This is a genomic window from Thermodesulfobacterium sp. TA1 (genome assembly GCF_008630935.1).
Lineage (GTDB): Bacteria > Desulfobacterota > Thermodesulfobacteria > Thermodesulfobacteriales > Thermodesulfobacteriaceae > Thermodesulfobacterium.
The window spans coordinates 923,768-939,966 of record NZ_CP043908.1 but is presented as its reverse complement, the minus strand read 5'-3'; the positions used below and the strand labels follow the sequence as shown (position 1 = coordinate 939,966).

Below are 16,199 nucleotides of genomic sequence, written 5' to 3'. Positions count from 1 at the left end.
GTTTATTCGCTTAATATATCCTGAATTTGGTCTGGTTTAATCAACCTTATTAGATTGGTAGACCCAACCTTTCCTACAGGGTATCCCATCGTTAAAACTAAGGTATCTTGTTTTTTTATCAAGCCTTCTTGATAAGCTTTGCACAAAAACTCTTTTATCATCGCCTCTGTCGTGTTTATCTCAGAAAGAACAAGATAAGGATAGACCCCCCAGATTATCGTAAGACGCCTTAAGACTTTTTCGTCATGTACGTTGGCTAAAATCAATTCCTTAGGTCTAAATTTAGCTACCCTTATGGCTGAACTTCCGGACTTGGTGAAAACAACGATGGCTCTTGCTTTAACCTCAGAGGCCAGAACGCAACTACTGTAGGCAATAGCAAAGTCTGAAGGTACTTCCTGACAGGTTTCCTTCAGGTAAGGATAGATTTTTTCTGCTTCTTGGATGGTTCTTACCATGGTTTTTACGCATTCTACAGGAAAGTTGCCGATAGCGGTCTCGTCTGAAAGCATAAGAGCATCGGCACCGTCTAAGACGGCGTTAGCTATGTCTGAAACATCTGCCCTGGTAGGCATGGTAGAATTTATCATAGAGGTTAACATTTGGGTAGCAATGATTACAGGTTTGCCTAATTTTTTAGCTTTTTCTACCAGTTGTTTTTGTATTACAGGGACTTTCTCTATAGGAACCTCTACCCCTAAATCCCCTCTTGCTACCATCAATCCATCTGCTACCTCTAAAATCTCTTCTATGTGTACTAAGGCGTTCTGGGTTTCTATTTTAGCAAAAACAAGCTGTCCATTACCAAACCTTTTTACTATTTCTTTACAAGCTATCACATCATCTTTTTTGTTTACAAAGGATAGAGCCACAAAGTCTATTTCATTTTCTAAGCCAAAAATCAGGTCTTCTCTATCCTTGGAGGTAAAAGCCGGTATAGAAAGGGAAACGCCTGGAAAGTTTAACCCCTTTTTAGAAGAAATAACCCCTCCCTGCACCACCTCGGTAATAACCTTGTCTTCTAATTTTTTTATTACTTTCAATTTTACCAGGCCATCAGCTACATAGATAAGGTGTTTCTCTTTAAGTTCTTTTAGTATTTCGGGGTATTCTACCGAAACCTTTGCACATTCTTCGGTTTTTTCCCCTAAAATCTTAGTCTTATGTAATTCCAGCACTTCTCCTGCATGGACTAAGAAGGGTTTTTTAACCTCTCCTATCCTAATTTTCGGACCTGAAAGGTCTTGTAAAATACCTACAGGGATTTTTAATTCAAAAGAGGCCTTTCTGATAAGGTTTATGCTTTGTTTATGATAGGCATGGTCTCCATGGGAAAAGTTTAGTCTAAATACGTTAACACCGGCTTTTATAAGTCTTTTTATCAAAGACAGGTCCTGGGTCTTGGGTCCTATGGTAGCTATTATCTTGGTTTTTTTCATAGTTCAGGCTTTTTATAGTTTTTTATATATTCTAAACACTCTTCCTCTGACATAGGTTTGGCAAACAAAAATCCCTGGAAGTAATCACAACCTAAACTTTTTAACGCCTCAAACTGTTCTCTGGTTTCAACCCCTTCGGTTACGGTTTTTATGTTTAGCTTTTTGGCTAAAGAAATGATGGTTTCTAAGACGAAATAAGTTTTTTTATCGTTTAAAAAATCTTTAATAAAAACCTGGTCTATTTTTAGAAAATCTATCGGAAGGTCTTTTAGGTAATGTAGAGAAGAATATCCTGTTCCGAAATCGTCTACAAAGATGTTTATTTTATAAAACTTTAATCTTTTTAAAAGTTTGCTTGCCTGCTCCAGATTTGCAGCAAGAGCATGTTCTGTGATTTCGATGCCTAAGCAACAAGGTATAAGGTGTAAAAGTTCAGCTTTTTTATACAGAATTTCAAAAATGTGCATGGTTTCTAAACTTTTTGAAGAGATGTTTATTGAAATGGGTTTTTGAAATCTTTGTAGGTTTGCTAAGTTTTTTTCCACACTCAACCATTCAAACTCTTTTAGATAAGGACTGTTTTCTAAATATTCTATAAAATCTCCGGGAGGAAAGATCTTTCCGTTTTCTTTTATCCTGACCAAGGCCTCAAGGCCAACTATCTCAAGCTCTGAAGAAAAATAAGGTTGATAGTAGAAGACAAACAAGTTCTCTTGCACGGCTTTTTTGACCAGCCTTTCTACGAAAAAGATATTTTCTACCTGTTTTTCTACGTAAGGGTTAAACACCTCTATCACATTTGGACCTTTTTTCTTAACCTCGCTTAACAAGATGTTAGCTTTGCGCCATAATTCAAGGAAGTTGTTACCGTCTTCTGGATAAAAAACGATACTTCCCTGAAACTCCAAAAGCAACCTCTCTCCCGGTTTGACCTCTATAGGTTGGTTAAAAATTTGATGTAGCTGTTTTATCAAATTATAAGTTTGCTTTTTATCGTAATCTACCAGAAAAAAAGCAAAACTATCCCCTACCGGTCGTGAGATTAAAGCGTTAGGAAAGGTTTCTTTTAGTCTTTGGGCAACGGTTATCAAAACCTTATCCCCTGCCTCAAGCCCATAAAAATGGTTTATGTAAGAAAAGTTATAAAGGTCTAACAGGACAAGAATCCCCTCTTTTATCACATTAGATATTCCAGTTATTTTTTGAGCAATGCCTTGATAGTTTAAAAGGCCTGTAAGAAGGTCTTGGTTTAGTATTTTTTGCTTTTCCATCTCAAAAACTATTTCTTTAGTCAAATTTTTACCTGAGATAACTATCTTTTTTTGGTCAGAAAATCGCACCGATCCTAATTTTAACTCAAAAAAATGTCGGTTTTTAGATAATAAGATGGATACGATTTTTTTTATAATTTGTCCTTTTTGTAAGATTTGTTCTACTTCTTCAGGAGTAATCCCTAAAAAGCTGAAAAGATTGATACTAAAAACGTTGTCTTCTAACTCCAACTGTTTATAACCGGTAGAGTTTATGTATTCTATCTGCCCCTTATCGTTAGAGATGATTAAAATTTCATCGCTCTGTTTAATAAATTCGTTAAAAATTTGGACCCTAAAAGCAAGGTCTATTTTTTTTAAAACAAAGGAAAGGTTGTTTTGTAGTTCCTCTAAAAGCTCGAAATACTCTTCGGTAAAAAAATTAGGTTCTTTAGACCAGAGGACTAAGACATGAGATACCCTTTGCCCTTTCAAAACAGGAAGGCTACAAACCGACCTTACTTTAAATTCTTTAAGTTTTTCTAAGACTTCTTGAGGATAGGGATGTTGGTTTACGTCTGGTATTAAGTTTATCTTTTTTTCATGAAAACTTTTGTAAAAACTAAAAGTCTTGTTTTCTAAAGAAAAAAAGTTTTTCTCTACAGAGGTGATAAAACTTAAGCTTTCGGGATAGTAAAACATAGGCTTTACCTGTTTAGTTTCTTCGTCAACCTCCCCAACCCAAACTCCGGCTAAATCTAAAGCGTTATAAAGCACCTCAGAAACCTTATGAAACATCTCCTTTTCTGAATAAGTTTCTATCAGTAATCTGTTGACCTCTTTTATTACCTCTATAAACTCTTTATACCTAACCTCAGGGGTTACGTCTATACCTAAGGCTATACCTGCAAAATCTCCTTGAAAAAGGACGGTATTTGCATAAATATTAAACATTCTTTTCCGTCCTTCCTTAGTTTTAACAGGGATTTGATGATAAACAGCAGAGAAAAACTCCCCAGTACATCTTCTTTTTATTCTTTCGCTTATAAGAAGCTTAATTTTTTCATTAAAAAGAAGATCTTCTAACTTATAGTTTTTTATGTCTTGAGGTTCATATTTTAGAGCTTTTAATAAATATTCATTAGTCATTAGGATTTGGTTGTCTCGGTAGATTAATACCCCTAAATGAGGTGATTTATAAAAGGTTTCATAGATTAAAGCTTTTTCCCATAGGTTTGACAAAAGGTCTGGTAGTAAAGAAAAAGTTTGGATCAATTTATCTTCTTCTTGAGAGATAGGTTCTACCTGAATGTTTTCTATGATAAAAAGGTTTAGAAAAAAATCTTTTAACCACAAAAAATAAGAAGAGTTGGTATTAATTAAAAAAAAGTGACTATAATAAGAATAAAGGGGTAAAAAAGTTATGGTTTCATTTATTAGGTCTTGGTTTTTTTTAAAAAAGTCCTCAGATAAGAGGGCTAAATCTATCTGATCCTTTAAAAAAGCTTGTTTTATTTGCTCTTGGGAAGGATAAAAAATAGGTAAAATTTGAGTTAAAGGTACAGGAAGTTCTTGATAAATGTTTAAAAGAAGATTAAGCAGACAAGAATTTTTTAGAAGCCCTAATTTAAAAAACTCTTTTTGTTTTAGTTTTGAAACCTTTTCTTTAAAGAGCAATCCAAAATCTTTATGTCTGATCTCTTGAATTTTGGCTACAGGAATAAATCCCTTTTTTCTACTTTCACAGGTAGCACAAAAAGAAGCAAAATAAAGGTCTGGGTAAGAAGTTGTGGAAAGGTTAAATTCTTCTTCTAAGTTTTGAAAAATTTTAAGTTCTACTTCTAACCCAGTTTTTTGGTTTATCTCTCTGGCTATTCTTTCCCAAAAGGAGGCTTTATCCTTTTGACAGCTGCAAACCCTAAAAACTATTCTATCCATCGCCATTTCCGAAACAATTTTGTTAGTTTTTTATTATTATACTCAGTCAATACATATAAATCAAGGGCGATAATATTTTAACCATTGTACTATACTTTTTTATAAAAAATGTGGGATTTTGTTATTAAATTCCTATTGACGTTTTAAATTTTTTTTTTAAAATAAAATTTAAGTGGACTAGATTAATCTACTTAAGGAGGGCTTTTGGAGTTTACGGCTGCACAAGACTATGCTATAAGGATGGTTCTTTATCTTTCTTGTATTTTATTGTCTAAGGGAAAAATCATTGCTTCCAGAGAGGAAATTTGTCAACAAATGGGGATACCTAAGGCTTTTTTGGCTAAACTAGCTCAATTTTTAGAGAAAAAGGGGATATTAGCCATAAAAAGAGGAAAAAACGGAGGATATTTACTGGTTAAAAACCCTGCTGAGATATCTCTTTTAGAGGTAGTTGAGGCTTTTGAAGGCCCGATAACCTTTGCCAGGTGCTTTGTGAAAAAAGAACAATGCAACAGGATATCTTTTTGCCCGGTTAACAAGGTTCTTCAAGAAATAAACCAGTGTTTTAGAGAAAAGCTTTCCTCTTATACTTTTGATAAGCTTGCTAAAGCAGAATTAATGCTTTATCAGGAGAAACAACAAGAGAAACGATAAAAACCAAAAGGGAGGTGGTTTTATGGATGTGTTATGGTTGTCGAGGCTTCAGTTTGCAGCCGCTGCTATGTTTCATTTTTTGTTTGTTCCGCTTACCTTAGGGTTATCTTTTCTTACCGCTATCTATCAAACGTTATGGCTTAAGACCGGGGATGAGGATTTTAAAAGGGCAGCAAGGTTTTGGGGTAAGATTTTTCTTATCAACTTTGGTTTGGGGGTGGTTACAGGGATAACCTTGGAGTTTCAGTTTGGTACCAACTGGCGTTATTATTCTGAGTATGTAGGAGATGTCTTTGGTCCTTTATTGGCGATAGAAGCTACTTTAGCCTTTTTCCTCGAATCTACCTTTATCGCGGTATGGTGGTTTGGATGGAATAGACTTAATCCTAAGATTACTACCACTGCTATCTGGTTAACTACCATCGCCTCAAACATTTCTGCTGTTTGGATTTTACTTGCTAACGGCTGGATGCAAAACCCCGTAGGCTTTGAGATAAGAAACGGAAGAGCAGAGCTTACAAACTTTTGGGAGCTTTTAACCAATCCTTTTGGTTGGTCTCAAATTTTACATGTATTACCAGCCAGTTTCAGTCTTGGTGGATTTTTTGTCTTAGGTGTGTGCGGTTATCATTTACTTAAAAAGAGGGAATTAAGTTTCTTTAAAAAATCTTTTAGAATAGCCGCTATTTGGACCCTAATTTGGGCTATAGTGGTAGTTGTGCTTGGACATCACCATGGAGCTGTAGTAGCTAATACCCAGCCTACTAAGTTGGCTGCGATGGAGGCTCTCTGGGAAACTAAAAAAAGTGCCGATTTTGCTCTTTTACTTATTCCTGACGAAAAAAACGAGAAAAACGTGGTAGAGGCTTTTAAAATACCTGGGATGGTAAGTCTTCTTGCCTATCACAATTTTAATGCCGAGGTTAAAGGGCTAAAGGAATGGCCTAAAGAAGAAAGGCCTCCTGTTGCTCTTACTTTTTGGAGTTTTAGGCTTATGGTTGGGCTTGGGTTTCTTTTCCTTTTCCTTGGTTTATGGGCTTGCATAAGAAGAAACAGCCCAGAAAACTGCCCTACCCTTTTAAGGCTCCTTATCGTTAACATTCCATTACCTTATATTGCCTGTCAACTTGGTTGGATAGTAGCTGAGGTAGGAAGACAGCCTTGGATAGTCTATGGGATGATGAAAACCCAAGACGCGGTATCTCCTATTTCTGTTACCCAAGTAGCCATTTCTTTTCCTGCTTTTATCATAGTGTATGGGATTTTAGGTTTTATCTGTTTTTGGCTGATTCTAAAAACAGCAATCAAAGGACCTGAAAAAGAGATAGAAGTAGCTAAAACTTTAGGATATTAAAATAACACAAAAGGAGGTGAAAACATGGAAGGGAACATCTACCAGATAATATGGTTTATCCTCTGGGCTGTGCTTTGGACAGGTTATTTTGTTTTAGATGGGTTTGACTTAGGGGCTGGGTCAGCCTTCTACCTTCTCGGCAAAAAAGAAGAGGAAAAAAGGGCCATCTATCAAGCCCTTGGTCCTTTTTGGGACGGAAACGAGGTTTGGTTAATCACCGCCGGAGGGGCTACCTTTGCCGCCTTTCCTAAAACTTATGCGGTGATGTTTAGCGCCCTTTATTCTGCTTTGCTTTTACTTCTTTTTGCCCTTATCATCAGAGGGGTTTCTATAGAATACCGTAATAAATACGACAAACCTGTTTGGAAAACCCTCTGGGACTTAGGATTTTTTTTAGGAAGCATACTACCGCCTTTTCTTCTTGGGGTGGCTTTTGCCAACATCTTTCAAGGTATCCCAATGGATGAAAAAGGTATCTATCATGGCTCCTTGTTTACCTTACTTAATCCCTTTGGACTTTTAGGTGGAATACTCTTTGTATTTTGTTTTGCCGCCCATGGTTGCAACTGGATTGCCTTTAAAACCAACGGAGATTTAGCAGAAAGGGCGGCTACTTTGTCTAAAAAATTTACGGCCATTACCTTGGTTTTAGCAGCCCTTTTCTTCTTTGGTGCCTATCTTTCTACCAATCTATGGCAAAATTATTTTAATTTCCCCTTGCTTTTAGGTTTCCCTATTTTATCTATAGCAGGATTTTTGATGGTTTTCCCTTTACTTACCAAAAAAAACTTTTTGGGGGCTTTTTTAGCCTCGGCTGTAGGTATCTTAGGTTTTTCTGCTTGGGGGTTTACAGGCCTATTTCCCAACATGCTTCCCTCTTCTTTAAACCCAGCCTGGAACCTTACCATCTATAATAGTTCTTCAAGTCTCCTTACCCTTCAGATAATGACCGTAGTAGCTTTGATCTTCGTACCTATAGTCCTTGCTTATACCTTCTGGGCTTATAAAACTTTTAGTTTTAAGATTTCTTCCAAGGAAAATTAACTTGAAAAGATAGGGGGCTATATGTGTCCCCTATCTTTTATTTTAAACCAATCAATTTTTTTGTTCCTTGACTTTTTACATTTTTAAATTAATTTGCTAAACATAAGGTTTAAAATCTTTGAAAGAGGTGAGGTAGATGAAAAACTTATTAGAGATAGAAGACCTTTGGGTTGAAGTAGAAGGAAGAGAGGTTTTAAAAGGCATTTCGCTAAAAATTCCAGTGGGCGAAACCCATGTAATCTTTGGTAGAAATGGTTCAGGAAAAACTTCTCTTTTGATGACCATCATGGGTTTTCCTACTTATAAGGTAAAGCATGGTAAAATCTACTTTAAAGGAGAGGATATAACCAACCTACCTCCTTATGAAAGGGCTAAGCGAGGAATAGGAATTATGTTTCAAAGACCACCTACCATTAGAGGAGTAAAACTAAGAGATATTTTAAAACTTTGTGCTAAAGAGAACAACGTTAAAATAGAAGAACTTGCCAGAAGTTTTAACTTTGAAGCCTTTTTAGACAGAGAGGTAAACAAAGGTTTTTCAGGAGGGGAAATAAAAAAAAGCGAACTCATGCAATTACTGGTCCAAAACCCAGACTTAGTCTTACTTGATGAGCCAGAATCTGGGGTAGACGTAGAAAACCTAAATCTTATCGGTCAGATGATAAAAAAGTTATTGCAAAAAGATACCCCTCACAAACCCAGGACCAAAAGTGGTTTAATCATCACCCATACAGGGTTTATTTTACAGCATGTTGCGGCAGACCTGGGTTATGTGATCATGGATGGGGAAATCTACTGTACTGGCAACCCAATAGAAATCTTTGAAGGTATACAAAAAGTTGGATATGAAGGTTGTAAAAACTGTTTGAAAAGACTGGCATAAAAGGAGGAAAAAACATGGCTGAAGATAACCTTCTCAAAGAATTTAAATCCGCTAAGGAAGGTAATATTCCTAAAGACCTTTCTGAGCTTACCGAGGAAGAAAAAGAAAGACTAAAGTTTTTAGGGCTTGATTCTTCTTTAAAACGAGAAGGAGAATATGTCCAAATAGACGCTAAACCGGTTTTATGTAAAAAACAGGTAGAAGGCCTTGAAATCCTTCCGATAACCGAAGCTTTGAAAAAATACGATTGGATCTCAGATTACTACTGGAAACTTCTTTCTCCTGACAAAGACGAGTTTACTAAGGCTACGGCTAAGGACCTTGACGATGGCTATTTTATAAGGGTTCTTCCAGGTTATAAAATAGTATATCCTGTGCAAACCTGCCTTTATATAAGGACTGAAAAGGTGGCCCAAAAGGTTCATAACATCGTTATAGTAGAAGAAGGAGCAGAGTTAAACTTGATTACCTCTTGTTCGGTTCATCCTCATGTGGATTCTGCTTTTCATATAGGTGTTTCCGAATTCTTTGTTAAAAAGAGAGCTAAGCTTACCTTTAGCATGCTTCACGTTTGGGGTGAACAAACCATGGTTAGACCAAGGACCGGGGTTTTGGTAGAAGAAGAAGGGTCTTACATCTCTACTTACGTAAGCCTTTATCCGGTAAAAGACATACAAACCTCTCCGGTTTGTAGGCTTGTAGGTGAGGGAGCTAAGGCTTCTTTTGTAAGTATCATAGCCAACCAACCTGGTTCTAAAATAGACATAGGTGGAGAAGTGTGGTTAGAAGCCCCTAACACCAGGACCGAAATCATCTCAAGGACGGTGGTTTATGGAGGAGAAAACATAGCCAGAGGTAAAATTGTGGCTAAGGCACCTAAGGTTAAAGGGCATTTAGAGTGTCAGGGACTGATGCTATCTGACCAAGGCATCATGAGGGCTATACCTCAGCTTGACAGTCATTTTTATGACGTAGAGCTAACCCATGAGGCAGCAGTAGGTAAGATAGCTAAGGATGAAGTAGAATACCTTATGGCAAGAGGATTAAGCGAAGATGAGGCAACCTCACTTATAGTAAAAGGATTTTTAACCGTTAAGGTTGAGGGTATTCCCCCCATGCTACAAAAACAGATAGATAAAGTCCTTGAAACCGCTAAACTGGGGTTTTAGCTATGGAATTTAAACCTTATTTAAAAAAACTAACCCCCTACCCTCCTGGAAAAACCGTTGACGAGATAAGAAGAGAATTAGCAATAGAAGGCCCGGTTTATAAGTTTAACTCAAACGAAAACCCTTTAGGTCCATCTCGCAAAGTGGTTAAGGTAATAAAAGAACTTGCTAAAACAGTCCATCTATACCCAGAGGCAAGCTATATAGAGCTAAAAAAAGCTCTTGCCGAAAAATGGGGGCTTTCTCCGGAAAATTTCGTGTTAGGAAATGGGTCTAACGAGGTTATCGAACTGGTTTTTAAGGCGTTAGTAAACCCAGGAGATGAGGTTTTGGTAAGTCAACCCAGCTTTTTGATGTATGAAAAGTTTGCTCAAATCTATGGGGCTAAGGTTAAGACAGTCCCTCTTGATAAAGACCTAAAGCATCATATACCTGGTCTATTAAAAAAACTCTCTAGAAAAACCAAGGTTATCTTTTTAGACCATCCAAACAACCCTACAGGAAGCGTTTTAGGACCAAAGGATTGGGGACTTTTGTTTAAAAACCTACCAGAAAACGTTTTGGTGGTAATAGATGAAGCTTACGGAGAGTTTATAGAAAACCCAGAAGTCCCTATAGGTATAGAATTTTTGCAAAACGGTTTTAACGTGCTGGTTTTAAGGACTTTTTCTAAAGCCTATGGCCTTGCAGGTTTGAGGTTAGGTTATGGTATGGCTGAAAAAAACTTAGTTAAAGTTTTGGATGCGCTAAGACAACCTTTTAACCTAAACCTTTTTGCTTACAAGGCTGGTTTAGCAGTCTTAAACGACCAAGCTTATCTAAAAAAAAGCCAAAAGGTGGTAAAAGAAGGTAGAAAATACCTAACCTATGAGCTTTCAGCCCTTGGTTTTAAGGTATATCCTTCAGAAGCCAATTTTATCATGGTCGATTTTGGCAAGTTTTGTGAAACCATCTACCAGAGCTTGTTAAAAAAGGGACTTCTTCTTAGACCGCTTAAACCTTATGGCTTTCCAAATGCTTTAAGGATTACTATAGGACTTCCAGAACAAAACAAAATTTTGGTTGAGGCTATAAAAGACCTACTTGGTTAAGTAAATTTTTACAAAATCCTCTACAGGCATGGGCTTTCCAAGATGGTATCCTTGAAGCAAGTCTACCTTAGACTTTACCAACATATCCATTATCTCTTGGTTTTCTACAAATTCGGCTATGGTTTTAACCTTTAAATCCTTAGCTAATCTTACGATACCCCTAAGTACCTTTAGGTTATCCTCTGTTTGTAGACATTCTTTAACAAAATCTCCGTCAAGTTTGATAAAATCAGGCTTAAATTTTAAAAGATAGCTAAATGAGGCATAACCAGCCCCAAAGTCATCTACCGCTAAAAAGATGTTGTTTTGTCTCGTTTTTTCTTTGATAAGAGGCACAAGGTCTACAAAATTAATAAGCGAAACCTCAGTAACCTCTAACACCATTTTACATCCAACCTTTTGGGTTAAGGTTATCCAATCTTCTATTTCGTAAATCAATCGCTCAAACTTTTCAAAAGAGGTAATAGCTCTGTTGATAAATAGCATATAACCCTTAAACTTGGGAAGTTCTGGATGGTTTTTCAACTTTTTAAACATTATCTCCTCTAAACGGTCTAAGTAGCCTAAATTTAAAGCAACTTTAACAAATTCTCCTGCTGAAATAACCCTGTTCTCTTTTTCTGAATAGATCCTAAGTAAAACCTCACCCCCCACCACCTTTTTGTGTTTGGTTGAAAAGATGGGTTGAATAAAAGGAAAGACCAACTCCTTTTCTAACACCTCGTCTAAAATGCTTTTCACTTCATCAGTTTTTTTTATCTCAAGATAGTCCTGTTCGGTAAACATTATCCAGCGGTTTTTACCTTCTTCTTTAGCCTTTTTAAGAGCTATCTCAGCCTTGATCAAAAGGTCTTTTGGGTCGGTTCCATGCTTAGGATACAAAACTACTCCTAAGGAAATTTTAAACTTTATAAACTCAAACCTTTCTTCTTCTAACAGTTCAAACCTATAGTTTTCTACGACCTTAAAAACCTTTTCTATGGTTTGAAATGTCCTTAAAAAGCTTTCATTATCTGTCAAAAGGATAGCAAATCTGTCTCCTTCAAATTTACCTAACCAAAGGTTAGGCTCTTTTAGTTTGTTAGAGAGATGTTTAGCAAAATCTTCTAAGATCAGGTCTCCTACATCGAATCCATACCTAAGGTTTATAAAATAAAAATCGTCTATGTCAAAAATCATAAAAGAAATAACCTCTCTCCTGTGGTTTATGAGTTCGGTAAATTTTTCTAAAAGTTCTTCTTTAGAGAAAAATCCATATACCTTATAAAGGTCTAAGGGTGTTTCAATCGGAAGTCCTGTAAGGTAAGTTTTTATGTGTTTGTCTAAGGTTAAGATATGAGATAAAAGCCATTTTTTTAGAAAGCTGAGAAGCTCCAATCCAAAAGCTTTTAAGTCCTCTTGGGGAAGCTTGGCATAAAACTCTTCGATTTTTTTGATAAAATCCTGATGAGCCCTTTTATGTTGAGAAAGTTTGGGATAATCATGACTTTCCATAAAGGCTTCTTCAGCCTCAAAATGATATTGAGTATAATCGCGCAACTCTTGTAATATTTCCAAGATATTCTCTCTAAGGAACTTTGGTTTTAAAAATAAGGTAGTATACAATCTATTGATAATATGCACAAGCATTTTATGTTGATTATCTATAAACTTGATCCCTATTTCAAAATCAGAATTCCATTCTATATAATCCATAAAAACCCTCTTTTAAAGATTTTATAAATTATTTAAAAATTTATTATACAATATTAATTGCAGTTAGTTAAGTTCCAAAAATTTATTAACTCTAAAATTAATCTCGGATTAGCCGAGGGAAACCACAGAAATGTTTTTTTGAAAAAATTACTTAGCCTAAGAAGATAAGAGGTGAGAACTCGGTCGGTAAAATCTTGAAAAATTTGTTAAAGGGTTTTTAATATAACAAATGATAAAATTTCGGGGCGTAGCTCAGCTTGGTAGAGCACCGGCTTCGGGAGCCGGGAGTCGCAGGTTCAAATCCTGTCGCCCCGATGTTTTTTGGTAAATAAATTCTTTAACATCCCCTAAAATCCTTTTTTATGGTTATAACTCCGTGATTGGTTTGCAATGTTGTTTTAAAATACTTGTTTCCTTCAACAATACAAATATTTCGGCTGGTTTTAAGAAGCGTTTTATTTGCCCATTTTATGATATTTTCCAGTGTTTTTTTTTGGTCTTCACAATCTAAATAATATTGAGAGTTAGTCGAAGTCGTAGGAGAAATAGATTTTAATTCCTTTCTCTTTAGCGTATTCCTCTACTTGAGGTGAGGTTTGATAGGTTACGCAGAGAAGGAGTTTTTCTTCTGGAAATATTTTTTTGAGGCGTTCAACTTTTTTCAAGAAGGCATCTATGTCTGATTTTTTCAACTGGGTTTTTGCTTCACCCAGAATGACGATTTTTTTATCTCTTATTTTTGCCCTGCCAAGGATGTTTACCTCTTCATAATGTTGAGGACTAATTTCGACAAACTTTCTTACAAGCCGTCCTTCTATTTCGACTCCGAAGTTTTCTTTGAGAAGTCTGGGGAGGGCCTTGTAGGCTCTGTCTTCTAAGGAATAGCCAATAGCATGGCTCAAACCACCGAGTTGTTCCCTTGTAATCTTGTGTTCTTTTATAAGGCAGTTTAATCTTTCTTCAGTTTTTTTCTGGGCTTCAGCAAGCTGGTCTACCCTGATAGCAAGCTGATTTAGTCTTTCTTCAGTTTTTTTCTGGGCTTCAGCAAGCTGGTCTACCCTGATAGCAAGCTGATTTAGTCTTTCTTCAGTTTTTTTCTGGGCTTCAGCAAGCTGGTCTACCCTGATAGCAAGCTGATTTAGTCTTTCTTCAGTTTTTTTCTGGGCTTCAGCAAGCTGGTCTACCCTGATAGCAAGCTGATTTAGTCTTTCTTCAGTTTTTTTCTGGGCTTCAGCAAGCTGGTCTACCCTGATAGCAAGCTGATTTAGTCTTTCTTCAGTTTTTTTCTGGGCTTCAGCAAGCTGGTCTACCCTGATAGCAAGCTGATTTAGTCTTTCTTCAGTTTTTTTCTGGGCTTCAGCAAGATCATTTACCGATTTTGTTAGTTTTTCTATTTCTGCTTTGAGTTCAAGGAAATCTTCCCTTTTTACGATTTCACCAAGGAATTTAACAAGTTTAATAAAGGCGGTTTTTGTTTTAGGGTCTAATTCTTCTAAGGTTTCGTAAAGGTCAATCGGTATTACTTGCATTTTATCTGGTCCTCAAGTTTATCTCATAGTAAATATTAAGCTTAAATTTAAAGTTTATCAAGCCCTTTTTATATTTTTTGTGGTTACTATTTTGATATGACTTTAATGTTTCTCATCTTAGAGAAAAGCTAAAAGAAATTCATGGAATCCGTTTAAGTTAAGAGACTTTAAGACAAATACTTATTAAAGGCGGTTTACACGAACCAAGGAATAAAAGAAGGCTATACCGCAGAAAGAGAAGGATGCCAAAGGCTGAACTTCTTGTTTAGATGGATTCTTCTCAACATAGATGGCTTGAGCATATAAGTGAGCCCTGTTGGTTTGTTGCTATGATAGATTTCATGGAGAAGGGGATTGAAACTAAAAAACTGAAAACTAAAGATGTAACATTTCAGACTGGGAATAAAATGTGATATATCTTTAGTAATAACAAGCCCTTTTTTATTTTTTCTTGGCTTTCTAATAGTTATTGAACTTTATTGTCGATGATTTTTGGTAGAAGAATAGAAAAGTTGTGATAAATTAATAAAAATTTAGAAAAGAAATTCAGGTTAAGGGTGTTACCTTATGGAGATTGCTTCAATTCCTAAGGCTTTTGAACTTTATAAAGGCTTAGATGAACAAGCTTTTTTTATAAAAATGAAAGTATTTGTTCCAGACAGACCAGGCTCTTTGGCAAGGCTTGCTGAGCTTTTTGGCAAAAACCAGATAAACATCGTTTATTTCTACTACAACCGGTCTGAACATCCTAACAGGGTTATCATAGAAGGTAAGTTTAAGGATATAAGTTCCTGGGATAGAGTTTATCAAAGTTTAGCAGAGCAAGGCTTTTTTGAAGAAATCTATCAAGAAAATTTTGAGATTACCGAGCCCGAAGGGGTTTTTAAACTGGCTATATTTGTAGAAAATAAGCCAGGCACCTTAGCAACCATCGCTAAACTGCTAAAAGAATACCAGGCTAATGTGGTTTACATGACCTTTAATGAATATCTTTCTGAAAACAAGGCTATTATTGCTTTTTATCTTTCAGAAAAACAAAAGGCACAGGAACTTTTATATTCTTTAAACCAAGCAGGTTACCATTATAGCTTAGAGTATTTAGGGAAAGAAGAAGAAACCAATAGGCTTTTAGGATTAAACCTTCTTGAAAGGTTTTATTTTAACCTAAGAAAAGTCCTTTCAGAAGAAGAGGTAGCAGAAATAAAAAGATTGATAGAGGCTTCTAAGTATCTTTCTGAAAGTTTGATTAACTTTAATAAAGAGGCTGGAAAAAACTTGGAAGCCGGTGAAGTTTTCGGAAACATCCTTAACTTTGCCATTTACTCAAGGACAAAGATAGGTCCTAACTTTTCTTTTACACGTTTACCCAGCATCCCTTTAGGAGACGCCATCCTACACACCTTTAAACCTCCTACTGGAGGAAACCTTTATGTATTTCAAGTAGACCATGAATATTATCTGATAGACACCTGCTACGGTATTTACTATCAAGACATAAAGGACATGTTTTATAAGCAAGGGATAGATCCTGAAAACATCAAAAAAATTTATCTTTCTCATGCTGACGCAGACCATGTAGGACTTACAGGACATTTTGAAGAGGAGTTTCAGACCGAAGTATGGTGTCATAAAGATGCCTTAGGGGTTATGGAAAAGGAAAATCGAGTTTATGGGGTCCCTACCCCGCTTTATGAGCTTAATCATTATTTTACCATTTTGGTAAACTATTTTACCAAGACTAAATTTCCTAAAAATCCTAAGGTGTTTAACCATCAAAAGGTTTATGAAACTTTAAACGGTTTTCCGGTGATAGATTTTTTTAATATAGGAAGTCTAAAGTTTAAGGTTATAGAAAGTTTAGGTGGGCACATCCCAGGACAGGTGTTTTTCTTATGTGAAGAATTTGGCCTTCTTTTTACTGCAGACTACCTTCTTTATGTCCCCAGTCTTACAGAAGAAGAAAAAAAGGTGCTTAACATACCTAAATTTTTGATGACAAGCACCAACGCTAACTCATCTCTTTTTAAAAAAGAGATGGAACTTTTGAAAGTTTTGGCAAAAAACCTTGATGAAAAACTTAAAACCCAAGGTAGAGGCCTTATTATTTTCCCGGGGCATGGAGACTATTATCCTGCACGGGTCCTTTAATAGGG

Annotated in this window: 11 protein-coding genes and 1 tRNA gene; 8 read left to right on the top strand and 4 right to left on the bottom strand. The window is 36.0% G+C overall.

The annotated features are described in order from the left end of the window. Positions 1–2 precede the first annotated feature (2 nt). Together pyk and F1847_RS04785 are read right to left on the bottom strand one after the other, a co-directional pair. The gene (gene pyk, locus F1847_RS04790; RefSeq protein ID WP_150071952.1) at positions 3–1,439 is read right to left on the bottom strand and encodes a pyruvate kinase; all 1,437 of its coding nucleotides are present in this window, start codon (positions 1,437–1,439) and stop codon (positions 3–5) included. Then, positions 1,436–4,627: an EAL domain-containing protein gene (locus F1847_RS04785; protein ID WP_168194269.1), complete on the bottom strand. Its 3,192-nt coding sequence runs from the start codon at positions 4,625–4,627 to the stop codon at positions 1,436–1,438. Before F1847_RS04785 ends, pyk begins: the two co-directional genes overlap by 4 nt. A gap of 204 nt (positions 4,628–4,831) precedes the next feature. On the opposite strand from F1847_RS04785, the gene F1847_RS04780 reads away from it, so the two are divergent. The 6 genes from F1847_RS04780 (at position 4,832) to hisC (ending at position 10,822) form a co-directional block, all read left to right on the top strand. Beyond that, positions 4,832–5,281 (top strand): Rrf2 family transcriptional regulator, encoded by a 450-nt coding sequence (locus F1847_RS04780; RefSeq protein WP_150071950.1) that lies wholly within the window; start codon positions 4,832–4,834, stop codon positions 5,279–5,281. Between the two features lie 22 nt (positions 5,282–5,303). Beyond that, positions 5,304–6,635, top strand: coding sequence for a cytochrome ubiquinol oxidase subunit I (locus tag F1847_RS04775; protein WP_150071949.1), 1,332 nt, complete (start codon positions 5,304–5,306; stop codon positions 6,633–6,635). Positions 6,636–6,659: 24 nt separating this feature from the next. Then, a complete protein-coding gene (cydB, locus tag F1847_RS04770; RefSeq protein WP_150071948.1) occupies positions 6,660–7,679 on the top strand; it encodes a cytochrome d ubiquinol oxidase subunit II in 1,020 nt (339 codons plus the stop codon). A 136-nt stretch (positions 7,680–7,815) separates the two neighbouring features. Continuing rightward, positions 7,816–8,562 (top strand): ABC transporter ATP-binding protein, encoded by a 747-nt coding sequence (locus F1847_RS04765; RefSeq protein ID WP_150071947.1) that lies wholly within the window; start codon positions 7,816–7,818, stop codon positions 8,560–8,562. 14 nt (positions 8,563–8,576) lie between these two features. Further along, on the top strand, positions 8,577–9,731 hold the full coding sequence (locus tag F1847_RS04760) for a SufD family Fe-S cluster assembly protein (RefSeq protein WP_150071946.1): 1,155 nt from the start codon (positions 8,577–8,579) through the stop codon (positions 9,729–9,731). Positions 9,732–9,733: 2 nt separating this feature from the next. Further along, a complete protein-coding gene (gene hisC / locus F1847_RS04755) occupies positions 9,734–10,822 on the top strand; it encodes a histidinol-phosphate transaminase (protein WP_150071945.1) in 1,089 nt (362 codons plus the stop codon). Here hisC and F1847_RS04750 read toward each other — a convergent pair. Further along, positions 10,811–12,517 carry a bacteriohemerythrin gene (locus F1847_RS04750; protein ID WP_150071944.1) on the bottom strand — a complete coding sequence of 569 codons (1,707 nt, stop codon included), beginning with the start codon at positions 12,515–12,517 and terminating at the stop codon, positions 10,811–10,813. The two genes, hisC and F1847_RS04750, sit on opposite strands and share 12 nt — an antisense overlap. 241 nt (positions 12,518–12,758) lie before the next feature. Between F1847_RS04750 and F1847_RS04745 the strand changes: the two genes are divergently transcribed. Next, positions 12,759–12,832, top strand: a tRNA-Pro gene (locus F1847_RS04745). A gap of 209 nt (positions 12,833–13,041) precedes the next feature. Here the strand turns inward: F1847_RS04745 and F1847_RS04740 are convergent. After that, on the bottom strand, positions 13,042–14,046 hold the full coding sequence (locus F1847_RS04740; RefSeq protein WP_150071943.1) for a chordopoxvirus fusion protein: 1,005 nt from the start codon (positions 14,044–14,046) through the stop codon (positions 13,042–13,044). A gap of 567 nt (positions 14,047–14,613) precedes the next feature. On the opposite strand from F1847_RS04740, the gene F1847_RS04735 reads away from it, so the two are divergent. Continuing rightward, complete coding sequence (locus F1847_RS04735; RefSeq protein WP_150071942.1) at positions 14,614–16,194, top strand: MBL fold metallo-hydrolase; 1,581 nt, start codon at positions 14,614–14,616, stop codon at positions 16,192–16,194. The last annotated feature ends 5 nt before the right edge of the window (positions 16,195–16,199 follow it).